The 25427-nt window shown below is 43.0% G+C and carries 15 protein-coding genes and 3 pseudogenes; 11 read left to right on the forward strand and 7 right to left on the reverse strand.

From position 1 onward, the window contains the following. Positions 1-132 precede the first annotated feature (132 nt). Positions 133-4113: an EAL domain-containing protein gene (locus ACLFKQ_RS08235; RefSeq protein ID WP_448999313.1), complete on the reverse strand. Its 3981-nt coding sequence runs from the start codon at positions 4111-4113 to the stop codon at positions 133-135. Between the two features lie 297 nt (positions 4114-4410). Between ACLFKQ_RS08235 and ACLFKQ_RS08240 the strand changes: the two genes are divergently transcribed. After that, positions 4411-5958: an iron uptake porin gene (locus ACLFKQ_RS08240; protein ID WP_448999314.1), complete on the forward strand. Its 1548-nt coding sequence runs from the start codon at positions 4411-4413 to the stop codon at positions 5956-5958. A 164-nt stretch (positions 5959-6122) separates the two neighbouring features. Here ACLFKQ_RS08240 and ACLFKQ_RS08245 read toward each other — a convergent pair whose 3' ends face one another. The 3 genes from ACLFKQ_RS08245 to ACLFKQ_RS08255 all read right to left on the reverse strand — a co-directional run bounded on the left by ACLFKQ_RS08245 (position 6123) and on the right by ACLFKQ_RS08255 (position 10940). After that, positions 6123-6683: a retropepsin-like aspartic protease family protein gene (locus ACLFKQ_RS08245; protein ID WP_448999315.1), complete on the reverse strand. Its 561-nt coding sequence runs from the start codon at positions 6681-6683 to the stop codon at positions 6123-6125. Between the two features lie 234 nt (positions 6684-6917). Beyond that, positions 6918-8960 carry an EAL domain-containing protein gene (locus ACLFKQ_RS08250; RefSeq protein WP_448999316.1) on the reverse strand — a complete coding sequence of 681 codons (2043 nt, stop codon included), beginning with the start codon at positions 8958-8960 and terminating at the stop codon, positions 6918-6920. Between the two features lie 78 nt (positions 8961-9038). Then, positions 9039-10940: a PAS domain S-box protein gene (locus ACLFKQ_RS08255; protein WP_448999317.1), complete on the reverse strand. Its 1902-nt coding sequence runs from the start codon at positions 10938-10940 to the stop codon at positions 9039-9041. 684 nt (positions 10941-11624) lie between these two features. Between ACLFKQ_RS08255 and ACLFKQ_RS08260 the strand changes: the two are divergent. From ACLFKQ_RS08260 to ACLFKQ_RS08275, 4 genes and pseudogenes are all read left to right on the forward strand, one after another. Continuing rightward, a pseudogene (locus tag ACLFKQ_RS08260) lies at positions 11625-12922 on the forward strand (IS110 family transposase); the annotation flags it as partial. Positions 12923-13646: 724 nt separating this feature from the next. Further along, positions 13647-14054 (forward strand): annotated as a pseudogene (locus tag ACLFKQ_RS08265) (IS1634 family transposase); the annotation flags it as partial. A 113-nt stretch (positions 14055-14167) separates the two neighbouring features. Further along, on the forward strand, positions 14168-15340 hold the full coding sequence (locus ACLFKQ_RS08270) for a transposase (protein WP_448998177.1): 1173 nt from the start codon (positions 14168-14170) through the stop codon (positions 15338-15340). 385 nt (positions 15341-15725) lie between these two features. Continuing rightward, positions 15726-15968: a hypothetical protein gene (locus ACLFKQ_RS08275; protein ID WP_448999318.1), complete on the forward strand. Its 243-nt coding sequence runs from the start codon at positions 15726-15728 to the stop codon at positions 15966-15968. On the opposite strand, the gene ACLFKQ_RS08280 is transcribed toward ACLFKQ_RS08275, so the two are convergent. Beyond that, positions 15895-16344 carry a leucine-rich repeat domain-containing protein gene (locus tag ACLFKQ_RS08280; protein ID WP_448999319.1) on the reverse strand — a complete coding sequence of 150 codons (450 nt, stop codon included), beginning with the start codon at positions 16342-16344 and terminating at the stop codon, positions 15895-15897. The two genes, ACLFKQ_RS08275 and ACLFKQ_RS08280, sit on opposite strands and share 74 nt — an antisense overlap. 351 nt (positions 16345-16695) lie before the next feature. Here ACLFKQ_RS08280 and ACLFKQ_RS08285 point away from each other — a divergent pair, with 351 nt between their 5' ends. Then, positions 16696-17928: a sodium-dependent bicarbonate transport family permease gene (locus ACLFKQ_RS08285; protein ID WP_448999320.1), complete on the forward strand. Its 1233-nt coding sequence runs from the start codon at positions 16696-16698 to the stop codon at positions 17926-17928. Between the two features lie 574 nt (positions 17929-18502). Beyond that, positions 18503-19069: pseudogene (locus ACLFKQ_RS08290) on the forward strand (reverse transcriptase N-terminal domain-containing protein); the annotation flags it as partial. 30 nt (positions 19070-19099) lie between these two features. On the opposite strand, the gene ACLFKQ_RS08295 reads toward ACLFKQ_RS08290, so the two are convergent. Further along, positions 19100-19531: a hypothetical protein gene (locus ACLFKQ_RS08295; RefSeq protein WP_448999321.1), complete on the reverse strand. Its 432-nt coding sequence runs from the start codon at positions 19529-19531 to the stop codon at positions 19100-19102. 145 nt (positions 19532-19676) lie between these two features. Between ACLFKQ_RS08295 and ACLFKQ_RS08300 the strand changes: the two genes are divergently transcribed. From ACLFKQ_RS08300 to ACLFKQ_RS08315, 4 genes are all read left to right on the forward strand, one after another. After that, entirely contained in the window at positions 19677-21002 is a 1326-nt protein-coding gene (locus tag ACLFKQ_RS08300) for an ISNCY family transposase (protein WP_448998433.1), read from the forward strand. A gap of 444 nt (positions 21003-21446) precedes the next feature. Then, positions 21447-21866, forward strand: coding sequence for a hypothetical protein (locus tag ACLFKQ_RS08305; RefSeq protein WP_448998286.1), 420 nt, complete (start codon positions 21447-21449; stop codon positions 21864-21866). Between the two features lie 103 nt (positions 21867-21969). After that, positions 21970-23808: a glycoside hydrolase family 15 protein gene (locus ACLFKQ_RS08310; protein ID WP_448998287.1), complete on the forward strand. Its 1839-nt coding sequence runs from the start codon at positions 21970-21972 to the stop codon at positions 23806-23808. Between the two features lie 467 nt (positions 23809-24275). Beyond that, positions 24276-25190, forward strand: a complete 915-nt coding sequence (locus ACLFKQ_RS08315; RefSeq protein WP_448999322.1) for a DUF5996 family protein — start codon at positions 24276-24278, stop codon at positions 25188-25190. Positions 25191-25206: 16 nt separating this feature from the next. On the opposite strand, the gene ACLFKQ_RS08320 is transcribed toward ACLFKQ_RS08315, so the two are convergent. Continuing rightward, positions 25207-25419: a hypothetical protein gene (locus tag ACLFKQ_RS08320; RefSeq protein ID WP_448999323.1), complete on the reverse strand. Its 213-nt coding sequence runs from the start codon at positions 25417-25419 to the stop codon at positions 25207-25209. Between the last annotated feature and the right edge of the window lie 8 nt (positions 25420-25427).

Genomic DNA, 25427 nt, shown 5'->3' on the forward strand with positions numbered 1-25427 from the left:
CTATTGTTTGAGCAATGCTCAATCGATTGCTGGATTTTACATCCAGCGACCGATTGAGTAGCGTTATGGGCTTAGCGTTGTTTGCTATTGTGTTACTATTTGAATGCTAATTTGAATTTGGTTACAGATTCCTCAACTGAGATCGACTGCTTTTAACCATTTCTCTATGGTCGTGCTATCCCTGGGAGGAGAGAACCAGTAACCTTGTCCATAAGGACAGCCCAATGACTGAAGAAACGTTAATTGTTCGACTTTTTCTATGCCCTCGGCGATTACCTCTATTCCTAGTTCATCTGCCGTACTTACTATGGCGCGGACAATGGCATCATTAGAGCTATTATCTTGCTGGCGAGCGATAAAAGAATGATCGATCTTAATGCTGTTAATCGGGAAACGCTGCAAATAACTTAACGAAGAATAACCCGTGCCAAAGTCATCGAGACAAACCTGAATTTGTCTGTGTTGTAGTTGCTGGAAAATTTTTGCGGTTGATTGGGCATTTTCAATCAATACGCTTTCGGTAATTTCTAGCTTTAGCTTTTGCCCTTCTAGTCCAGTTTCAGCAAGAATGCGATCGATTTGTGGGATTAGATCCAGTCGGGCAAACTGCTTGCCAGAAAGATTAACAGATATACTCAAAGGAAGATCGGGATGAAATTGCTCTTGCCAGTGACGAAGTTGATGACAAGCTTGCCGCAGTACCAAGCGATCTAGGGGAATAATTAGTCCGGTTTCTTCAGCCAGGGCAATAAAATCATGGGGACAAATTATTCCTTGCTCTGGATGCTCCCAGCGTACTAACGCCTCAAAACCCTGAAGTAAATTAGTTGCTAGAGAAAAGATCGGTTGATAATAAACAACAAGTTGGTGAGAATCAAGTGCTCGCCTCAATTGATTTTCCAAAGTCAGTTGCTTGAGTGCCCGAGCGTGCATGGAGGAAGTAAATACTTCATGGCGTGCTTTACCTCGAACTTTAGCAACATACATTGCCGAGTCGGCATCTCGTAAGAGAGAATCAGCTTTAATGTAGTGTTCGGAACTGAGAGTAATGCCAATACTAGCCGAAACGAAAACCTCATGACTATTGAGAACGAAGGGAAGCCTTAGCTCGTGTTGAATTCTTTCCGCCATTCGTATAGCATCATCTATGCTACTGATATTTTCTAGAAGAATGACAAATTCATCTCCCCCTAGACGAGCGATAGTATCGCTAGCTCTTTGGCATTTTTGCAGACGCCGTGCCAGAGCAATTAGTAATTGGTCTCCTACTAAATGTCCCCAACTGTCGTTGATAACTTTGAAACGGTCTAGATCTAAAAAAAGTACGGCAAATCGCTCTTCTTGATAACGTTGGTTGCGCTCGAGCGACCTTTTTAAGCGATCCATTAACAATGTTCGATTGGGTAATCCCGTTAATGTGTCATGAAGGTTATCGTGTCGCAATTGTTCTTCCGCTTCTCTGCGCTCGGTTATATCCTCGGCTACTCCGCACCAGCGGTAAACTTCTCCTTTTTCATCCAGAATTGGAAAACAGCGATCCCATACCCAACGCAGCGCACCATCGGGACGGATAATGCGATATTCACAGCGAGTAGTTTCTCCTCGTTTTTGACGCTCTAGAGAATCGATGACTACAGAGCGGTCTTCTGGATGTACGGTTTCGAGAAAGGAAGAAAGCCTTTCGTACAAGCTCTGGCGGGTACGTCCCCAAATTGTTTCGTAAGCAGGGTTAATATATAGTATTTTGCCCTCTCTAGGATCTGATAGATAAAAAATTTCATGAATATTTTCAGCAATTTGGCGAAATTTTGCTTCACTCTCTCGTAATGCTTTCTCTGCTCGTTTGCGATCGCTAATTTTGCGGACGATTGCAATTATTTGGTCTGTCTCTATAGGAACGAGGCGAGCTTCATAATATTCCTCCCCGCTATTCATGGGTAAAGAATACTCGATACTTACTAAAGATTTAGTTTGTAACACTCTAGCGATCGCTTCTTGGCATTTTTCTCCTACCTCTCGAGGCAATACCTCTAAGAACGATGTTCCAAGAAAAGATTGAGGCGAAGTATATAACTCGGTTCGATGAGGTGCTTGATAATCTAAAATGATTCCCTGGGAATTTACCCGAAAAAATAGATCGGGAAAAGCACTCAACATCGCTTGCATTTCTGCATTTTTTTGTTTCAAATCATTTTCTGCTCGTTTGCGGAAAGTAATATCTTGCCCGATACCGATACTCGTTCCATCAGAAAGTCGTATATTTGCCCAAGAAGTATCGATAATTCGTCCATTGCGAATCCGAGTTTTGAAATCCAACCAGCCTGAAGAAGTAGGTTTGAGCATCAAGTCTAAAACCTGTTGCCGGTCGGCTGGATTGGGATAACATACGGCGAGTACATCGAGCTCTTGTAAATCCCTTACCGACCAACCTAAAGTTTCTTCGAAAGCTCGGTTGGCCATTTTAATCTGTCCGTTGCGGTCGTAAAATATTAACATCACCGGAACGTTGTCAAAAATTGTTTGAAGAATTTCTGTTTGCTGTTTGAGAACTTTCTCTGTCTCGATACGCTCGGCAATTTTCTCTTGAAGTTTTTGGTTGGCTATAGCTAAGGCTGCAGTTCGCTGCTGCACTCTCACCTCTAAGTTCCGATTAAGTTGCTTGAGGGCTTCTTCTGCGTGTTTGCGCTCGGTAATGTCGATTTGAATTCCAGCTATCCCTATATAATCGCCTCGTTCGTCATAAGTTATTTTGCCAATGCCCCTCAGCCAGCGTACCCTATTATCGGGTAACAGCACTCGGTATTCTAGATTTAAGTTAGTTTTTTGTTGAAGAATTTGTTTGATGCGAGAACTTACTCTGTCTCGTTCTTCCGGATGAATGACCTTAAGCCAGTTTTTATAATTTGCTTGACAGCTATTTGGTTCGTACCCTAATAGTTTAAAAGTCTGTTCCGACCAAATAGCTTGATTTTGGTTGTTTGTCCACTGCCACATTCCCGCTTTGGCAGCTTTGAGAGCAAGAGACAAACGTTCTTCACTATTTCGTAGAGTTGCTTCTGCTACTTTGCGCTCGGTAATATCTCGCTGAATGCCAAAGTGTCCTGTTATTCTGCCTCGCGCGTCATAAAAACAGATATAGTCTCCTTCAATCCAAATTGGTGTGCCATCAAGCTTGCACTCATAGGTTTCGAGCTGCAACTTGCCGCGGTCGAAGAAACGCCGCCAGATTTCTCTACCATAGGTAGGTTGGTGAGCATAAAAGTCGTTGGGAGTTAAACCTAAAAACTGCTCCTCAGTAGCACCATATTGCTCTAAAATAGCCTGATTTGCCTTGGTTATTCGCTGGTGAGCAAAAACGTAATCGAGGGTTTTTTCCTTGTCAACCGTATCGTCCCACTGTACCGGCTCATCTAACATCATGAAAAAGAAGCCATCGAGGGACTGGGAAAAAAATAACTCTAGCTGACTTCTAACTTTTTGTAGCTGCTCTTCGGTCTGTTTGCGCTCGGTTATATCTGTGACAAAGCCTCCCAAACTCAAAAGCTCTCCTCGTTCGTCAAAAATACCCTGTCCTCTTTCCCAAACCCATTTTTGTTCTCCAGATTTAGTAATAATCCGATATGTACATTCATAGGCTTCTCTCGCTGCAATTGCTTGTTGTACCAGTTCCCAGACTGAATCTCGATCCTCGGGATGAACTTCTCGTCCACAAGTAATCGTCCGCTCGACTAGATATTCTTCCTGTTTGTAACCCGTGACTTCATAAACTCGTTGGCTAATAAATTCAGGAGTGTAATCAGAATCTTTGGCAACTAGATAAAAGTAACCGGGCATGTTACTAATTAAATTTGAGAATCGACATTCGCTGGCTCGCAGAGTAGCTTCAACTTGCTGTTGCCCGTCAATTTTTTGCTTTAATTCCTCGTTGGCTTCTTGCAATCGGTCTCGAGCTTGCTGGAGAAGATAGAGCCACCGGACGACTAAGGCGATCGCAATCAGCAATAATAATCCAATTAGTGCCACTAAAATCAAAACAGATAAACTCGAAGCTTCAGACCGATTCAAACAGAGTTGCCCAGTCTCTGCTCGACCAATAAAAACTGCACTCAACATGAATTTAGTTGCTTATCTTCAAAATTTAAATCCCGATATAAATATTTAATTTTAATTTTTTTAGTTTTTAAAATTTTATCCTTTCACTAAAATTTAATTCACAAAATACGTTTTAGATGGTCAGCTCCAAACAATTTAGCATTAGCGAGCGCCGCAATTGCAGATTTATGTATAGCTCAATACACAAATTTTGAAAATAAGTTTTATAATTTTAGGCTAATTGCTACCAGGTTAACGTCGTATTAAAATCCGACAAACAAACTAAGTGGCTGATTTTTTTACAGGGTGTGAGGAAAAATGTTCAAACTAATAACCAAACTATTACTGGTCAGTCCAGCGATCGCTGGTATTGTCCTGAGCTGGCAATCATCTATCATCGCTCAAACTCCAGTAGAAGAAAATACCATACTCGATGGTGTCAATCGCTATAGCCAAGAAAGCAACGACAACTCGGTCAATCAAGTAACCAACGTCAATCAACTTCGCGACGTAGAGCCTACAGACTGGGCTTATGAAGCTCTCCGGAGCTTAGTCGACCGTTATGGCTGTATTGCAGGTTATCCCAACCAAACCTATCGCGGTTCTCAAGCTTTAACTCGTTACGAATTTGCCGCTGGTTTGAATTCTTGTCTCAATCAAATCGAGCGTCTGATTGCTTCTTCCGAGGCAGTTACTAGAGAAGATTTAGATACGATGAGCCGTCTCGCTCAAGAATTTGAAGCAGAGCTTGCTACCTTAGGTGGACGCATCGATAATCTTGAAAGTCGTACTGCTTTCTTGGAAGACAATCAATTTTCCACTACTACCAAACTCGAAGGCGAGGTTGTTTTTGGTATTGCTAGCGAATTTAACTACGATAACGAAACTGTTTTTCAAGACCGGGTTCGTTTGGCTTTCGTCTCTAGTTTTACGGGTGAAGACGCTCTATATACCCGTTTAGATGCCTCTAATGCCAGCCCGTTTGAGGAAATAGATACTGGAGCTTTGACCTATCAGACTGCCGATAGCGACAACGAGGTTAGTATTGGTTGGCTAGCTTACTACTTCCCTATCGGCGACAAAATTGACGTATATTTACCCGCCGCTTTTCCTCTATGGCAGGATTTCGTACCTACACTTAGTCCCTATTTAGATGCCTTTACCGGAGCGACTGGTTCTCTATCCAGTTTTGCTGAATCTAGCCCAATCTATAAAATCGGTTTGGCTTCTGGTGGGGGCTTGGGAGTAAACTATACTCCTCTAGAGTTTGTAACTATCAGTGGGGGATATTTTGCCGATACATCCTTCGATCCATCCGAAGGCAACGGTCTATTTAACGGTGGTTATTCGGCGCTCGGACAGGTCACTCTTAGTTTCTTAGAAGATCGTTTACAAGTAGCTGGAACTTACGTTCGAGGATACTTTACTGATGAAAACCCCGAAATCTTCGATTTAGGTGTTGGTGTATCTAGCGGCGTCAATCCATTTGATACCGCTACTGCTACTAACTCTTATGGTGTAGAAGCTGCTTTTCAATTCACTGACCGTATTGCCTTTAATGCTTTTGGAGTTTACACCGATGCCAATGAACTAGGAGGTGATGGTGAAGAGGATATTTGGTCTTATGGTGCGGGAGTTGCTTTTCCCGACTTAGGAAAAGAAGGTAACTTAGGGGCGATTTTTGCTGGTGCCGAACCTTATGGAGGAAATAGTGATGTTCCGATTCATCTGGAAGGTTTTTACAAATATCAGCTTAACGATAATATCTCTCTTACTCCTGGGGTAATTTATATTATTTCACCCAATGGTAATAACGATGAGGATGATGCTATAGTTGGCGTGCTTAGAACCACCTTTACCTTCTAGACTTATTCTCAGTTTTTTGGAGTGTAAATCGACCTCGTCTAAACACGAGAATAAATTTCTGAGATAGAGGGAAAGATTTTAATTTCTAAGTCCAAAAAGTACTGATTTTGAAATAGATGGTGTTTAATTCAGAATTCTTTTGAAAGAATTCTGAATTTTTTTGTTTATCTCTCTCGTAATTTAACCGCACCATACTCAATAGTCAGATCGTAGTTACCAAAAAAGTTCTGACCCAAAAGACCTATAGGCATAGACGGAGAAACTACTACGGGAACATTTTCTGCTACCGCACCTGCGGTCGCAATCGATCGTACTTGACCCCAGGGAAAATAAACTAATTCGTTGCTCGGGGTTTGTATTGGCAAACTTCCTTGAGATTTGAATCCGAGGATTTTTGCCATCTGCTCGGTCAAAACTGTAATACTCGCTCCCGTATCTAACATCATTTCAAACTCATACTTATCATTAAACTTGACTTTAATTACAGGAATTCCTGCATTTCTTCTTACAATTGGTATGGTATGTACTCCTGGCTCATAGGCTGGTTTAGAACGAGATTGACCCAGGTTGGGCGAGTTAGGAGAATAATTGCCACAAAGATAGCTCAAATCCAGTGGCTTGCCGTTGGCATCTTGCATAAAACAAGCTTGTTCTTGAGCCTGAGCTTCGCTCGAAAAGTAAACTAAAGTCAAAGATAGTAGTAACAAGTTAGATATGTTTTTCATCGTCTAGTAAAAACTTTAGTCAAAGGTAAAAAATGTTCTTTTATTTAAGATTTCCCTAAGACCACAGTTTAATTAACAATCGATTATTAATATCTAGTCAAATAATTTAGAGTAGTAGTAATCGATCTTAGCTACATTCAATCTAAACTTTAGAGAATATTAGAGAAAAATTATTGTTGTCTTTTGGCTTTTTTAAATACCATTATTAGTTTTTCGACAACACCGAATGAACTACTAGATAGCTGCGGAAAATAAAAATCCCTGTCCGTATTGACACTCTAAATTTTGTAGTAGATGCAATTGCTTTAAAGTTTCAATTCCTTCAGCTACTACGTCTAATTGTAGATTTTTGCCTAAAGCCACGATCGCCCGCACGATTTCCAAACTTTCTGGTTCGCTATCGATTTTGCTAATAAAAGAACGGTCGATTTTGATCGAACTTACGGGAAACCGATGTAAATAGCTTAGAGAAGAATAACCCGTACCAAAATCATCTAAAGATACATCGATGCCAAATTTTCTTAATTTTAACAGGAAGATTGCAGCGAGATCGGGATCGATCATCATGGCACTTTCGGTAATTTCCAATCGTAAATTACGAGGTGACAAACCAGTTGTGCGGACAATTTCCTCAATCTTTTCAATAAGATTAGTTTGTAAAAATAGCTTGCTAGAGAGATTGACGCTAATCTTTGCCGACGAGGCAACCCGCTGTCTTTGTTGCCAGACTTTCATTTGACGACAGGCTTCTCGTAATACCCACCAGTCAATTGCAAAGATTAATCCGCTTTCTTCGGCAATGGGAATAAATTCCGCAGGAGAAATCGCTCCCCATTGAGAATGATGCCAGCGTACCAAAGCTTCAAATCCAACGATACTTCGAGTGACTAACGAGACGATGGGTTGATAGTAAATTGTAAGTTCCTTACGCTCGATCGCCCCTCTCAATTCATTTTCTAACTGCGAAGCGATCGCGATCGAATCGCGAGTAATCGGATCGAAAATTTCATAGCAATTTCTCCCCTTAGCTTTGGCACGATACATTGCCATATCGGCATCGCGCATCACTTCCTCGATGCGCTGGTAGCCAATGGAACTCAGGACGATTCCAATACTGGTGCTGGTATATATTTCCCGTCCTTCAATGTTAAACGTAACGATCAACTCCTGCTGAATTCTGCGGGCGACTTTAACCCCTTCGCTCTCATCTTGAAGACTTTCGAGTAAGATGGCAAATTCATCTCCACCCAAACGAGCTACAGTATCGTTGGGACGTACTGAGTTTTCCAGTCTCGAGGCAACTGCAGCCAGTAAGCGATCGCCAATTAGATGACCGAGACTGTCGTTAACTACTTTAAAGCGATCGAGATCTAGTAGTAAGACTCCAAATAAATAATCTGAATTTCGCTTAACTCGTTCGATTGCATCGGTAAGAAGTTCGTTGAACCAAACACGATTGGCCAAATTGGTTAAAGAATCGTAGTATGCCTGACGATGTAGTTTTTTAGCTACTAATCGTTGCTGGCTAACATCCCGAAAGACGATTACCACACCGATGTTAGAGTTTTTGTTGTCTTTAATTGAAGTTACGGTAGCCTCAATGGGAATTTCACGACCGTTTTTGTTGACTAACAAGGTATGTTTTGGTAAATGAAGAATTTCACCCGTGGCTAAAGTTGTCTCTATAGGATTGACAATTACTTTACGGCTAATTTCATTAATTAAATTAAAAACTTCTAATAAGTTTTTACCTACTGCTTGCGGTGATGTCCATCCCGTTATTTGTTCTGCCACAGCATTGAGGGAAGTAGTACGGCTATGAGTATCGGTAGTAATTACCCCATCTCCAATACTATCAAGCACTGTAGACAACCACTTCTGACTTTCCCGTAATTGTCGCTCTACTTGATGTTTGTAAAGTGCAATTTCAATCGCGATTTTGATTTCTTGTTCCTGAAATGGTTTGAGTATGTACCCGAAGGGTTGACTAATTTTGGCTCTTTTTAAAGTATCGGGATCTGAATGAGCAGTAACATATATTATTGGAATATCAAAATTTTGATAAATTACATTAGCTGCGGTAATGCCATCCATATCGCCAATCAGCCTGATATCCATCAGAATCAAATCTGGTTTTAGCTGCGCTGCTTTTTCTATAGCTGACTCACCAGAATCGGCTATAGCGGGTACACCATAGCCCATAAACTCTAAAATTGCTTGTAAATCCTGAGCGACAATAGTTTCGTCTTCTACAACTAACAAAGTATTATGGGACATTTAGGATAACATGAGCGATTAATATTTTTATTTATATATATCTAGTATTTGGTTTAGTACTTAACTACACATTACCTACTATGAGGATGGAGCCAAGTTTTTTCCTAAGGACAAAATTATTTTATATTGAGTTCCTCTATCGGTATTCAACTCTATTTTGCCACGAAGCTGCTCGGTTAAATTTCTAACTAATTTTAGTCCTAAGGTTTGACTTTTTTCTAAATTAAAATTCGCTGGCAAACCTTTACCATTGTCGGCAATAGTTAACAGTATATTATTATCATAATTGGCTTCAAGTTTAACTTTAATTTCTCCATTAATATTAGGTTCAAAAGCATATTTTAAGGCATTGGAAACTAGTTCGTTAATAATTAAACCACAAGGGACTGCCGCATCAAGGTCTAGCCAAAAATTTTGAATGATTTCAGTTTTTAACTCGACTTTTTTTCCTGTGATTAGATAAGAGCGAAATAAGCTATGGGTTAGATCGCAGATATATTCTGACAAGTTGATTCGAGAAACATTTTCCGATTGATAGAGTTTTTCATGAATTAAAGCAATAGACTGAACTCTATTTTGAATTTCTCGTAATTGTTCGACCGTAGACTGGTCTTGTAAAGTACGAGTTTGAAGGTTTAGCAGACTACAAATTACTTGTAAATTATTTTTAACCCGATGGTGAATTTCTTTAATTCGAATTTGTTTCTGCTTTAAACTTGCAGCCTGTTTACGCTCGGTAATATCTTCAGCTACATAAGAAAATCTCAAGCCAGCAGATGTATCGTGTTTGTCGAGGAGATCGCAAAAATTAACTGGAGATATACTAACTGAAATATAGTTTGCCTCGCATTCGAAGGAATGAATGTATTCAAAATGAGTAGACTTGTATTTAAATTGGCTGTGATAACAACCATCGATCCATTTATCGACAATTTCTGAGTAATTCATCGTCTCTCTAAATGAACTTCCTGGCAAATTTTGCAGTTTTAAACCAAATAATTTTGCCGAAGCTGCATTGCCGGATATATGAACTAGATCGTCGCCAACCAACTCCACAATACCCATGGCGATTCTACTGCCGCATACGAATCCGATCGAGAGTTCGGTTCGATCTTTAACCATTAAGCGATAGTGTTCTTCACTAGCACGCAACTCTAATTCTGCTTGTTTGCGAGCGGCAATATCTTGAATTTGTGAGATGAAATATAAAGGTTTCTCGTGCTCGTCTTTCACTAAAGAGACGCTGAGGAGCACCCAAACCAAATGTCCTCGTTTGTGAATGTAGCGTTTTTCTATCTGATAGTTACGAATTTTCCCCTCCAACATTTGATTTTTATATTCGAGAGCCAGTTCCAAATCCTTAGCATAAGTAATATCTCGAACAGTTAGCTCCAGTAATTCTTTCTTTGAGTAACCAACAATTTCACATAGGGAACGATTTACCTGTAACCACTTACCATCGGGTGCCACTAAAGCCATACCGATGGGTGCGTATTTAAATGCACTGCGAAAACGTTTTTCACTTTCTCGCAATGCATTTGCTGTCTGTTGGTTTTTAGCTATTTCTCCTTCTAATTGCTGGTTAATAGCTTTTAATTGAGTCGGGTTAGGCAAAGCCAAAGCATGAGAAACCAGAGGAATAATTTTAATTGCAGTGTACGAAGAAACTAATGCAGTCAAAGCTTTGACCATACCCGACAACCAATAGTCGGGATGCCATATCGTCCAACTCTCCAGAACGTGAGTCGTACCGCACAAGATAATAAAAACAGCAAATAACCAAAATATTTTCGGGAAGGATAGATCTTCACGTCGCCAAGGAAAATAAGCTAGAGTAATGGGAATGGAATAATAGGCGATCGCGGTAATTAACTCGGACGAGGCGTGTAGCCAAACCAGATTAGATTGCCAGAGATAGCATGAACCATGAGGCATAAATTGGGTAGTTGCTAAGTTATTTAGAAACACAAAATATTTCATGCTGTTAAATTGTCAATATTCCCCATTAATGCTTTGTTTTCCAAATAAACTGCCAAATAGATAGTTGTTAAACAATCAATTTAAGCGTATAACAAAATTACAAATTCAGAACATTTTTTTCGGCAACAGCTGTTGGAGACAATTTAGTAATTTGAAAAAGTGCCTAACGTCAAGTGGGCGATAACAGCAGTTTTCGTTTGGGTAGACCATATCTCGATCTGAGACAGGAGTCAGAGGAAAAAAGTAGATCGGTTGTGTTCTATTCAACTGAAAAGCGCAGTAACCCTCTTATGTCACTTTCCGATATTTCATATTAGGAAAAGGTTTTCAAGGGAAACAATATCAATTCATTGAGCCATTTGTAGTCAAATTTTCGTCATCCGCCCGCCTAAAAAAATTTCTATTCAGAAACAACTCCGCGAGCGCATAGATAGTAGATAATGGTCACAGAACTTAGAAATTGCTCTAGTTTTCGGAGTCTGACAGAAGCGTTCCATGAGCGGCGATTGCTCATAATGAATAAAAGAAACAAAATCAGTCACAGAGGAGAAAACCCCTTAATATTAATGGTGGTCGCCTGACAGTTAAGACCGAACCCTCATTGGTGCGATTGCGCCCGCACAGAAGCGTGGTTCTAGATGTTTAAGGGAATGAAATTGGTGAAGCCACAATTGGGCTATCCCGTTTAGGAGAATTACTAGTGATTTGTATGCTTTAGCCAATTGGTTAAAAGAGTGCCAAGTCAAGACAGTAGCAATGGAATCAACGGGAGTGTACTGGATTCCTCTATTGCAAATTCTGGAAACTCAAGGTTTGGAAGTCAAGTTAGTCAATGCCCATCATGTCAAAACCGTCCCTGGACGTAACAGTGATGTACTTGACTGTCAATGGTTACAGCAATTACACAGTTATGGTCTGTTATCTGGTTCATTTCGACCCGATGACCAAATCTGCGTTCTGCGTAGTTATATTCGTCAACGAGATAGGCTAATTAAAAGTGCCAGTACTCACGTTCAACGAATGCAGAAAGCTCTTAGGCAAATGAATCTGCAACTGCATCGGGTGATTAGTGATATTACTGGCATCACTGGCATAGCAATTATTCGTGCTATTGTGGCTGGAGAAAGAAACCCCCAAGTCTTACTGCTTTGAAAAATCCCCGCATCAAGAGTAGTGTCTCAGAGATAGCTCAAGCCTTAACTGGAGATTACCGTGTCGAACACATTTTTGTGCTGCAACAGGAATTACAACTTTATGAAGTCTATCAAAAAGCGATCGCTGAATGCGACCGAAAAATTGAGCAATGTCTAGCTTAGTTTGCTAATCAAATTGATGTCGAAACTTCACCCATTCTTCCCGCTAAAAATCGACGCCATAAACCTCAAGGGAATCAACCTAATTTTGACTTGACAACTCATCTCTATCGTATTAGTGGTGTTGATTTCACTCGAATTGATGGGCTTGGGGTTTTGACGGTACAGACAATTCTTTCTGAAGTTGGGCTTGACCCGACTCGCTTTGCTTCTGTCAAACATTTTTGTTCTTGGTTGGGTTTATGTCCTGCTTCTCGTATAACTGGAGGTAAGATTAAAAGTTCTCAGACTCGTTGTGTCGTTAATCGAGCAGCTAATGCCTTCCGAATGGCAGCTCAAGCTCTCAAAAATAGTCGTTCTGCTTTGGGTGCATTCTCTCGTCGTCTGCGAACCCGTTTGGGTACTCCTCAAGCACTTACAGCTACAGCACATAAAGCGGTGCGACCCCCCTGGGGTTTCCCCAGCATGGGAACGCGCACCAAGACAATAGCACGGCTTTTCTATTATCTTTGGACCAGAGGTGAGGCTTATGTCGATCCAGGAGTTGATTATTACGAACAAAAATATCAAGAGCGACTCGTTCAAAACCTGACCAAAAAATCTCACTCTCTCGGCTTTGATTTGACTCCTCAGTCCGTCTCACCCTCTGTGACTGATTTTGTTTCTTAGGAGAGGGTTAGATCGAGGTAGTGCCATTCCCGTAGCTTGGAAAATAGTTAAAGGGACAGAAACAGGTAGTTGGAAACCGTATTGGAAAGAACTGTTTTAATCTCTCAACAATGTTGTGCCGACAGATTGGAAGGTAATTGTTAGTGCTGATAGAGGATTGTCTGCTCTTTGGCTGTACGAACAGATTGTGGAATTAGGTTGGCATCCGTTTTTACGAATTAATCACTAGGGTCAATATCGACGACAAAATTTATCTTTATGGCATCCTCTATCAACAGTTGTAACTGATACTGACCAGAGTTGGTCTGGACAAGTGACTTGCTTTAAAAGCAATCCGATTGATTGTACTCTTCTAGCTCGATGGGATGATGGTTATACTGACCCTTGGTTAATTCTCACGGATTTAAAATCAACTTAGGATGCAACTGGTCTGTTTGCCAAGATAGGGGATTATTGATGGTATATTGCCGAATTTTTTCTAAAGCAGAGCGATTGCGGATAATATGTTCGTACACGACTTGGCAAAATTCAATGACCAATTACCAAAAAATAAGGCTTACAGCCCTGGTGATTTAAGCTGCAATGACTATTTCTCGTTAATTGATAACCAAAATTGCCAAGTCGTGTTCGTAATAATTACGCTGCCATACGGGTGTGTCTGGGGCATCGCGTAAAATATTAATATCTCATCGTTCGCTTAAATCAAAAATTGCTAAGGAAATAAAATCGACCCTATCGTCGTGTTCGTCAAACAACTTTGTCTCTGACTTACCAACGTTGTGAACCAGCGATGGCTCATCAACAATCGATTGCTGGCTGGCGATTATATGTCACCAACGCTCACACAGAACGCCTTAGTTTGCAGCCAGCAGTGAACTCTTATCGTGAACAATGTCAGCCTGAAAGAGGTTTTCATCGTTTTAAACGGGGTCATCTTCCCGCTTTAGCAATCTATTTTCAGGATGAAGAGCGGATTCGAGGGTTGATGTTTTTGCTCACGATCGCTTTAACGCTTTTCACCTTAATGGAATTTGTGGTACGTCGCCAATTAGCGGTGACACAGCAATCTCTTTCGGGACTTTATCCTGGATTACCTAAACGTAGTACTTCTCGTCCTACCGCAGAAAAGTTGTGAGCCTGACTGCCTGACACAAGTAACTAAAAGTACTGATATACGGTAACTGAAAAGAAAAGGGAGAGAATTCATGGTTAGCTAAAAATAGATGTTTTTAAGCTTTGTATTCCATGTCTACCTCTACCCCACTTTATAATCAACTGTTCAGATTGCTAAGTCAACATAGTAACTATCGCGATCTACGGCATTTAAAAGCCTTAGTGTGGATGATTATCGGTTTAATCCATAGCGGTAAAATCTGCTTGAGCGAATGGGAATGCTACATCCCCAGTCGTGCTAGAAAAGCCCAAAGTTTTGAAAGAAAGTGGCAAAGATTTGTCAGTAATCAGCGAATTCGAGTTAGAAGCTTGTATGTCCCGTTAGTTCTGGGAGCAATCAAAAACTGGCATTCTCAACGCCTTTATTTAGCACTAGACACAACTATGCTCTGGAATCGGTTTTGCATCATTCACCTTTCAATTGTTTGCGGTGGAAGGGCAAGACCATTCTTGTGGAAAGTATTAGAACACAAAAGTTCGACAGTCGCTTTTACCGAATACAAACTAATGTTGAGATTAGCCGCAAAATTACTATCTGATTATTCCAATATCATGCTCTTAGCTGACCGTGGTTTCGCTAATCATGAATTAGTCAATTGGCTGCAAGATAGTAAGTGGCATTACTGTCTGCGATTACCCTGCGATGTCATTCTACACGGAGTCAGAAAGCATCCAATTGAATTAAAGTATCTCTGTCCGCCAAAAGCTCAAGCAGTTCTGTGTCATGACGTTGGTTTATGGCTCGATGGTAAATACCGTTGCAACGTTGTCCTGGCAAACGTTAAAGGAGTCAAAGAGCCTTGGGCTATGATTACCGATGAAAATCCATCCTTACAGACTCTTTGGCAATACGGACTGCGTTTCCGTGTTGAAGAATTATTTTTAGATTCTCAATCAGGAGTATTTCAGTTGGAAGACTCGAAAATCCGCCATGCTAAAGCTTTAGAACGTCTATATTTAATTGTCGCACTGGCTCTTCTTTTTGCCACTTGTCATGGTATAACGCTTCAATTAAAAGGACTTAGAACTCAGGTAGACCCTCACTGGAAAAGAGGCCTAAGCTATCTCAAAATTGGTTGGCGATGGCTCAAGGGCGTTTTGCATAAAGGTCGCGATTTGTTCTTTCCTAGTGCTTTGTTATCTCAAGATGTTCAACCTTGTTTTGCTTCTCTAAAAGCTAAGAAACACCAATATGATGCTATCTGGTTCAGTCGTATTCAGGAAATCAAATGTTATTCCAATTGACTTTTCCTAAGATGTGTCAGGCAGTCAGGTTGTGAGCTGCTTTTTCAGGGCTGACTTTGTATCTTTAACCTGATAGCTCAAGAGAAATTACCTCTCTCAACCCCCTATCTTCACTTGATTCTAGCTTCTTTATTTCTCTAGTGATTTTCTAAATGAGCGAACCGTGAGTAGTATAAGCCGCCGGCTGATTCCTCCGCAACCGCCCGAATCAACGAAGGCTAATAGGAATCAGGTGCGGTATAGCCGAGCAGGTTCAATTTATAAGTTTCGCTTATCAAAAGATTCGGCAAGTTTGAAGCAATATTTTATAAAAAATGCTGCTTGTTAGCCAGGCATTGCATAAACTTAAAAATATGATGTTTGCTTGTACTATACCTTTATGTCTATGAATAAGTTTGAATCGAGGCAGTCACAGCCAAAGTTGGATACGGATGAGGGGTGGGTCGTGCAGGTATATGGCAGTAATCGCCGCTTGCTCTGTGTTTTAGAACCCTCCCACGGTTGGATCTTCTTGATCGGTTGCGGTGTTGGTTTACTGCTTTCAGCAATTTGGATTAACGCCGCTCGTTACAGTCCCCCCTTAGAGCCGACCCCACCAACAGAGTCACCCGCATTGCAACTGGATTGATACGACTCATAGTAGGGCGAAGTATTTTCCTTGAGACATCGTAATTGGACCTCAAGGCGACCATGGTGCGACCCATCACAGAGACGGGTTGACTAAGGCAACATCTGCACGGGTTTCGGATAGGTCGATGGAATGGGTCGGCGAGAAGAGACAGACACTCTCTGGTTGCACAAGGCAGCTGGCTCAATCTAGCCAAGCCGGTCGTTTCTGCGACCGGGGTGTTGTAAAGGTTTAGCCAGGTAAGTTGTGCGAGATTTTTGAGCGGCGCAATATCAGCTACTGAGGTATTGAACCGTAAAAGTTCTTCGAGTTCATGCAAGTTAGCTAGGGGGGAGATGTCTTTGATGGGATTGTTGCCCAGGGAGAGCGATCGCAATTCACATTAATTTACCAGATGCGGGGATCGCCAAACAAAAGAAAAACTTATGATTTGAATTTGACATTGCGATTCAAATCCATGTTGGGGAGGGCAAAAATCTGTGCATTTTAAGATAGACTTAAGTGTATAGAAATTTAGCTCTTGATAGATCGAGATATATGGAGAGTGATGCGGGACAGCTATCACCTTCCAGCCCCGTTCGGAGAGCAGCCATCTCTGAACACACCTGTCAACAGGTTCTCGCGTAACACCTGTGCTGTAGGGGTGAAGCACTTTACCCTTACTTTTTAAGCTCACTTATCACAATAATCGCTCCTCGTTAGAGGAAGCGGAGGAGGTATTATATTAATGGATTTCTTATCCGATTTCTTGACGCGCTTCGTGGATAAGTTGCAGTCCCCGACACTCGGCTTTCTGATTGGTGGTATGGTCGTCGCCGCCCTCAATAGCCGACTGCAAATTCCAGATGCGATCTATAAGTTCATCGTCTTCATGCTGCTCATTAAAGTTGGTCTGAGCGGCGGCATTGCGATCCGCAACGCCAATCTGGCGGAGATGCTGTTGCCCGCGGTGTTCGCTGCGGTAATCGGGATCCTTGTCGTGTTAATCGCGCGCAACACGTTGGCTAGGCTGCCGGGCATCAGAACCGTAGATGCCATTGCGACCGGGGGCTTATTTGGTGCCGTGAGTGGCTCTACCCTCGCCGCCGGCATAACGATGCTGGAATCGGAAGGTATGCAATACGAGCCCTGGGCCGGCGCACTCTATCCCTTCATGGACATCCCAGCGCTTGTGACTGCGATCGTCTTGGCCAGCATTTATACGGGCAAGCAAAAGTCTCTCAGCAAGCAGGAGTCTCTCAGCAAGCAGGAGTATCCCAGCGGGCAGCGCGTTACCGCAGGTGGGTATCCCAGCGGGCAGCGCATTACCGCAGGCGGATATCCCAGCCAGCCGAGCGGTACCGCAGGCGAGTATCCCAGCCAGCCGAACTATCCCACCAGCCGGCATGAGTACCGCAGCCAGCAGCGCATTACCGCAGGCGGATATCCCAGCCAGCCGAGCGGTACCGCAAGCAAGCGGGTTGAGATATGGCCCATCGTGAAGGAAAGCCTCCAGGGCTCTGCCCTATCGGCACTGCTACTCGGTCTCGCTCTAGGCATACTAACCCAGCCAGAAAGTGTCTATGAGAGCTTCTACAATCCCCTCTTCCGCGGTCTGCTTTCGATCCTAATGCTGATCCTAGGTATGGAGGCCTGGGCAAGGATCGGCGAGCTGCGCAAGGTAGCCCAGTGGTACGCCGTATATGCCGTGGTGGCACCGCTGCTGCATGGGTTCATTGGCTTCGGTTTCGGCATGGTCGCCCACTTCACCACGGGATTCAGCCCTGGCGGCGTTGTGCTTCTGTCCGTCATCGCCGCCTCCAGTTCAGACATCTCAGGACCGCCCACTTTACGAGCCGGCATTCCCAAGGCCAATCCCTCCGCCTACATCGGCGCGTCCACAGCCGTTGGCACACCGATTGCGCTTGCCATTGGAATACCGTTCTTCATCGGGCTCGCCCAGGCGCTGATGGGCAGCTGATCCAGCCTTTGTATAGCAACGGAACGTGCGGTTCGTTCTTAGCGAAAGTGGATAATAACCATATAAACTAAGGCTTCTAGGAATTTCCCTAGATGACAACTGTTCTGATGATGAAGGTGAAAGTCCTTCCTCTGAAACTCACAGATGACTCCTAACCTGTCCACGATGACCCGACTCGGAATTCGGGAGATCGAAGCTGGAAACTAGGGCGTAATCAGACCTCAATTGCAGAGGACACTGACGCTAATGGGGAGTTCCCACGGAGAAAAAGAGCCTAGAAAAGCAACCTATGCTAGTGCGGACGCAATCAAAGTTATCCGACATCGCCTGAGTTATGTATCCCGCCGTAGTTGTCTCCGACTAACGGCAAGAGTATGGGGTTCAGTGCGGTTGAATTGGCGACTCCTAAAGGAACGAAAAAAATCATCATTACGGAACGAATAAAAACGAATCTAGGGTCTGTAGATAGGTCGTATCTACGGTAGACCAGACGAGAGGATTAATCCCTTAGATTTGGGTAGGACAGCGAGTAACTTCGCTGAGGAACTCAGAATACACTTGCCTTGAGTAGAGCATGATTAGACACACTAATAAACATAGTAGTGAATCTTGGGAATTTTTACCTTGGAAGAAATTACAGGTAAATCTCTTTCGCCTACAAAAGCGCGTGTACAAAGCGGTTCGAGCAGGAGATATGCAAAAAGCAAGGTCACTGCAAAAACTGATTCTGCGCTCTCAGGCAGCGAGATTCTTGGCTATCCGTCAAGTAACACAGTTAAACGCTGGCAAGAAAACGGCTGGAGTCGATGGAAAACTAGCCCTGACTTTCAAGGAAAGGTTGGAACTCGAAGAACAACTAAGGTTAAAAGCTAATGCATGGAAACATAAAGGGTTGCGCCAAATCCCCATTCCCAAAAAGGATGGAACAAAACGCATTCTAAAAGTCCCGACAATTAGTGACAGAGCTTGGCAATGTCTCGCTAAATATGCCTTATAACCAGCCCATGAAGCAATATTCCATGCTCAGAGTTATGGATTTAGAACAGGACGTTCGACGCATGATGCCCAGAAAAAACTGTTCCATAACCTGCGCTCCCAGAGCAACGGTATCCAAAAACGAGTAATCGAATTGGATATCAAGATAATGCTTCGATTAGACATCTTGATACTCCTATGAAAAACGCAAGTGTTTGATGTGACCAGCTTGAAGTCGCTGTAATTGAGTCAGGGTATTGGGTTCATCGGGAAATAGATAAAGTTGGGTTTTCTCATCACGGGCGATCGCGATCGTGCCGTTATGAATGCGATCGTAAAACCAATGCTTCGAGAAGTTTAACCTCTGAGCAAGTTGAGACACAGTGAGATAACCTTCAATGTGACGAGGATGAGATTGGCTTCGTTGTTGAAAGATACGATGCTCAAGACGAATACGTTTGACGGTTGAGGGGAAGAGAGTCAATCCCATTGGGGAACGAAAGCCCTCCGTAGTAAGTTGTGCAGCTACCTCATCGTCGTGGAATCCTTGTCGAGCCAGAGCAACAATACGAGCTTCTAGTTCCTCACCATTAGTCAATTCAGCCAGTGAACCAACCGGAATCAGCAATTCTCATTTTAAAAATTCCCAGAGAAAAATAGATGAGAAATGAACGTTTGTTAGCAAATAACTTTCGCTAACAAAAACCACTCTGATTAAGATTCGGGTGAATTAGATTAAAGTAAAAGGCATTAAATTCTCACAGAGTAGCAACATGGGTCTAGCAATAGGAATGCCTGAATTACTATCGATGCTGAGTGCCGAGTTAAATAATCTTCCCGAGGAACGAAAACCAAGCAATAATACTAAATATACGGTTGAAGAAGCTCACTTAAGTGCATTTTCTGTATTTTTTATGCAATCTCCTTCTTTTTTAGACCATCAACGTTTGATGAAAAGTCAGAAAGGGAAAAATAATGCCCAGAGTTTGTTTGGCATCGAGAACATCCCCTGTGATCCTCAGATTCGCACCCTGCTCAATTTGGTGCCAGCTTCGACGGTATTTGGCGTTTTTCGCTCAGTCTATAATGGTTTGTCCAAGACAGGGAACCTATCGCCCTATCGTTGCTTCGGTGGAGGATTTTTGCTGACACTTGATGGAACTGAATATTTCTCCTCCAAGAAGATTCACTGTTGTCATTGTTGCCATCGGACTCATAAAAACGGCAGTACTACCTATTTTCATGCTGCGGTTACTCCGGTACTGGTGGCTCCAGGACGACCACAGCTCATCAGTTTAGAACCAGAATTCATCACTTCCCAAGATGGTCATGATAAACAAGACTGGGAGAACGCTGCCGCTAAGCGTTGGATTGCTGCTCATCCCCGCGACCCAGAAGACCTCCCTGTAACTTTACTTGGGGATGACCTCTACTGCAATCAACCCATCTGTGAAACGGCTTTGGCTCATGGTTATCATTTTATCTTTGTCTGTAAGCGTACATCTCATTCAGAACTTTATGAGTGGGTGGATTACCTCGAACGAGTCGGGGAGGTGAAAACTCTAACCCAGTTGGAGATTCGAGGACGAAAATGTTTGTCTTACTACTACCGCTTTGTGAATAAAATTCCCCTCAGAGCTACCCAACCAGCCCTGGACGTAAACTGGTGTGAGGTAACGGTTACAGATACCAGCGACGAGAAAACCTTGTATTACAATGCCTTTGCTACTTGCCATGAAATCGAGCGACAGAATGCGATCGAGATTGTCACTGCTGCTCGTGCGCGCTCGAAGCTCGAAAATGAAGGGAATAATATTCTCAAAACTAAAGGCTATCATCTCGAACACAACTTGGGTCACGGTGAAAACCACCAGGCGGAACTTCTATTCTGCCTTAATTGGTTAGCTTATCTCTTCCACACCAGTTGGGATTTAGTCCACATCACTTATCGTGCCGTTCGCTCGATGTTAGTTACTCGCCAAACTTTCTTCAATGATGTTCGGGCACTAACCAGATATTTATGGTTTGAGAGTTGGCAGACTTTGTGGGAGTTTATGCTGAGGGAGGGAAAAGCAACTGACAGGGTTAATTCTAGCTAAATTTCGCGACTGTTGAACCAGAACCAATTCGCGCCCTTTATAGCTCTACAGAGTAATAGGTAGTCGTTCCAAGTATTACTCGGCTTTTTCATGGCTCAAAATGAACTTCCTCGGAAATGATGGCTGCTTCTAAGCTTACTTTGGCTCACAATTAATTAACTCTTCGCTTTGTGCGCAAAAATTTTTCGCGCACAAGTTCCTGTTTCTCATTTTTCATTCTGTATTTTCTTTCGTTCAGGTTTCAAAATGAGAATTGCTGATGAGTAATGACTCTAACTTGACTTAAGATCGTCCCCAGTAATTTGGTTAAGGCGGACTGAAATTCGAATAGTTCAGATTAAGAATCTTAAAGCTAGATTGGTTCGAGGTAATTTTAAGTAACAAAAGCGATATGGTACTGACCATTTGGTTTTAGGCTGAAGTCAGAGTTCATGAGGAGCGATTATGCAATCTGCCTTTATCGCTATCCGTCTGGCCGCTGGTTTAGCAGTTGGTTTTTGGGGTCTTTCTAAGCTCCTGTTCGTTCAAAGTTGGGTGGGACCTTACCAAAATGTTTTCTATAAGACACTTCCTTTCACCGCCCCTCTGTGGGTTTATCTGTTAGGCATCGTTCAACTGGTGCTCGCTGGTGCAATTGTGTTTAACTACTTTCGTAAGCCGGCTGCTTGGAGCGCCGTAGTTTTTTCGGTGGTCAATCTGGTCGTGAGTTTCGCTGCACTAACGAGACCCGAAAATCCAATTGTTGCCAATCCGGCTCCTTTGGGAATCAAGCTAATTTGGTTTTTCTTTAATCCCATCGCTATTACTTTACTACTGATTGGTGTAGGATTAATGCCCGATGTACGAGCCAGAAAAACTGACTAGATACAATTTTCCAAAACTGGCGTTCCAAGCGGCTTTGGGTACTGAGATCGAATTTAAATAAATATACTACATATAATAAATTTAGATTATAAATTTAGATTAGATGAAAACTTATCAGCCAATTGAAAACTACGGCATTATTGGTAACATGCATACCACTGCCTTGATTGGGCTGAATGGTTCAATTGACTGGTTTTGTTATCCCAGACACGACTCTCCCAGCGTCTTGGCGGCGATTCTCGATAGCGAGAAAGGGGGGCACTTTCGAATTTATCCTTGCCTCGAGCGAGTCACTCACAAACAGTTTTACTGGCCAGAAACCAATGTTCTGGTTACTCGCTTTTTAGCGGCTTGTGGCTTCGGTGAAATCATTGATTTTATGCCGGTCAATCTATCTCAGGACGAACCAGGCTATCGCTGGCTAGTACGACAAGTGAAAGTGATTCGCTGTAGCATGAAATTTCGCTTGGAATGCTATCCGGCCTTCAATTATGCCCGGGATAAGTGTCAAACGACTTTAACTGAGAAGGGAGCAATCTTTAGCTCTGACAGACTCAATCTGGGCTTAGTCACCGATGTGCCCCTACAAGAAAATCAACGTGGAGCCTGGGCAGAGTTTACCCTAGAGCAAGGACAGACTGCGATCTTTGGATTTGGCGAAGTGGAGTCAAATCGAAAAGAATGGAAAGTTTTCCTCAGTTGTGAACGAACTCAAGAATTATTCGAAGGGACGATTGACTATTGGCGAAGTTGGCTTTCACGGTGTCTCTACAAAGGACGCTGCCGGGAAATGGTGGAGCGTTCCGCTTTGGCTTTAAAGCTATTAACCTATGAACCAACAGGAGCAATTATCGCAGCGCCAACCTGTGGTCTACCGGAAGAATTGGGTGGGGAACGTAACTGGGATTATCGCTATACTTGGATTCGGGATGCGGCTTTTACGCTATACGGCTTGCTACGCATTGGCTTTACTGAAGAAGCGGGTCAGTTCATGAATTGGCTCGAAGGACGTTGCTATGAGTTAAAGCCAAATGGACCTTTGCAGACCGTTTATGGTATTAATGGGGAACAGGAGCTCGAAGAAGAGATTTTAGGGCATCTAGAAGGCTATCGCGGTTCTGCCCCCGTTCGTATTGGCAATGGTGCCGTGAATCAGCTTCAGTTAGACATCTACGGGGAACTCTTGGACTCGGTGTACTTATACAATAAACACGGTACGCCAATTTCCTACGATTTATGGCGGCAGCTACAGCGGCTTCTAGCTTGGGTATGTGATAACTGGCAGCGCCCTGACGAAGGGATTTGGGAGATGCGAGGGGGAGTTCGGCATTTTGTCTATTCTAAGCTAATGTGTTGGGTAGCACTCGACCGGGGGCTGCGCCTTGCTAGGAAACGCTCTTTTCCGGCCGAACGCCAGCACTGGCTGCAGGTTCGAGACCAAATTTACGAGGAGCTCATAGCTAGAGGATGGAGTGAGGAACGGCAGGCTTTCGTACAGTCGTACGGCAGTGAGGCTCTCGATGCGAGTACCTTAATTATGCCTTTGGTCTTTTTCATGTCTCCCAAAGATCCGCGGATGTTAAAAACGATTGCTGCCATAGCACGAGCACCGGAACGAGGAGGGTTAGTTTCCAGTAGCTTAGTCTATCGTTACGACCCCCAGACTTCCCAAGATGGTTTGTCTGGACGTGAAGGCACATTCAATCTCTGCAGCTTTTGGTTGGTAGAAGCACTGACTCGCGCCGGAAGAACTGCTCCCGAACAACTCTCACGAGCTCGCATCCTGTTTGAGGAAATGCTTAGCTATGCCAATCATCTGGGACTGTATGCTGAGGAAACCGGACCTAGCGGTGAAGCATTGGGCAATTTTCCTCAAGCCTTTACTCACTTAGCACTGATTAGTGCGGCCTGGAATCTCAATCAGTCTCTCGAGAACAGGTAGTCCTTACAAAACAGTATCTGAGAAGCGCTCGCGCTGTTTGAGCAAAGTTTAGCCATCAAACTGGAACGAATAATTATCGCTCCAGCCACACTTATTGCTAGCAAGTAGCTAGTTTGGCTTTGATGGACTGATAAAAGACCCGATCTTAGAGATTAATGTAGGTTTGTTGTTTATCCAGATTAATTATCGGATGAAAGAATAGTTATGAGGTGTGATCGCTCTCACCGCTCAAATAATTAATGAACATCGACACCATGGCAAGCTAACGGCTAATTCACGAGTTGGGCTAAATAAACATCTCAAAAACTGAATTCATATCTTTGACGCTAAATGATTTAAGTTTCTTTCGACTTTTGGTAGGCGGTCGCCCATCATTTTACCGCTCGCACCAATCTGTATAGATAGTTCTAAAATAATTGTTATTTGTTGTTTGTTTGCACTTTGACTGATTTTAAAATTTTGAATCAATGTCTAATTACTGGCCAGAACTAAGTCTCGATGCTTGGCAAGACACTTACAGCACTTTGCATATGTGGACTCAGATCGTGGGAAAAATTCGCTTAGTGCAGACTCCCTGGATCAATCATTCCTGGCATGTACCCTTATATCTGACCGCACGAGGACTAACTACCTCTACTATTCCTTACGGCAGCCGCGTTTTTCAAATAGACTTTGACTTTATAGACCATCAACTCAGAATTTCTACTAACGACGGTCAGATACAGACAATTCAACTGCAACCACGTTCGGTAGCGAACTTTTATCAAGCGGTAATGGATGCTCTAACTAGCTTGGAACTGACGGTCGCGATCGATACCATGCCTAACGAAGTTACCGAGCCAATTTCTTTCAAGAAAGACGAAACTCACCATGCCTACGATGCAGAATATGCCAATCGGTTTTGGCGGATACTGCTGCAAAGCGAACGCATCTTTCGTGAATTTCGCTCTTATTTTAACGGCAAGGTCAGCCCCGTACATTTTTTCTGGGGGAGTTTCGACCTAGCAGTTACGCGCTTTTCGGGACGAACTGCTCCCGAACATCCTGGTGGTGTCCCCAACCTGCCCGATGCTGTTGCCAAAGAAGCTTATTCTCATGAGGTGAGCAGTGCTGGATTCTGGCCGGGTGAGGGGTTGGGCTATCCCGCTTATTACTCGTATGCTTACCCCACTCTTGATGGATTTAGTCAAGCTGCCGTTCAGCCCGAAGCTGCCTTTTTCCACGAAGAATTAGGAGAATTTATCCTACCCTATGACTCAGTGCGCGAGGCTGAAAATCCAGACCAATTATTGCTATCTTTTCTTCAAAGCACTTATGAAGCAGAGGCCAACTTAGCCAATTGGGAGCGGGATGCTCTACGGCAAACCTGGTTCAAAGATTGAAAACTTCACTGAGTATTTAGATCTTGCCAAACGGTTGACCCCATCGCCTCCATGTCTCTTTGTTAAACGGGGGAAAAAATCTAAGAATCAATTCTCGCTCCAGCTTTAATCTACTCCTGCGTAGCGAAGCCATGCCGTCAGGCTTATCTCTCGGCGTATCGTACCAAAAGGCAGAACACATCTTGACTTCTAAGTCATACTTGCGGTGCAGTTCTATTATAGAACCCATTTGAGATC

The organism is Myxosarcina sp. GI1(2024) (assembly GCF_053543375.1).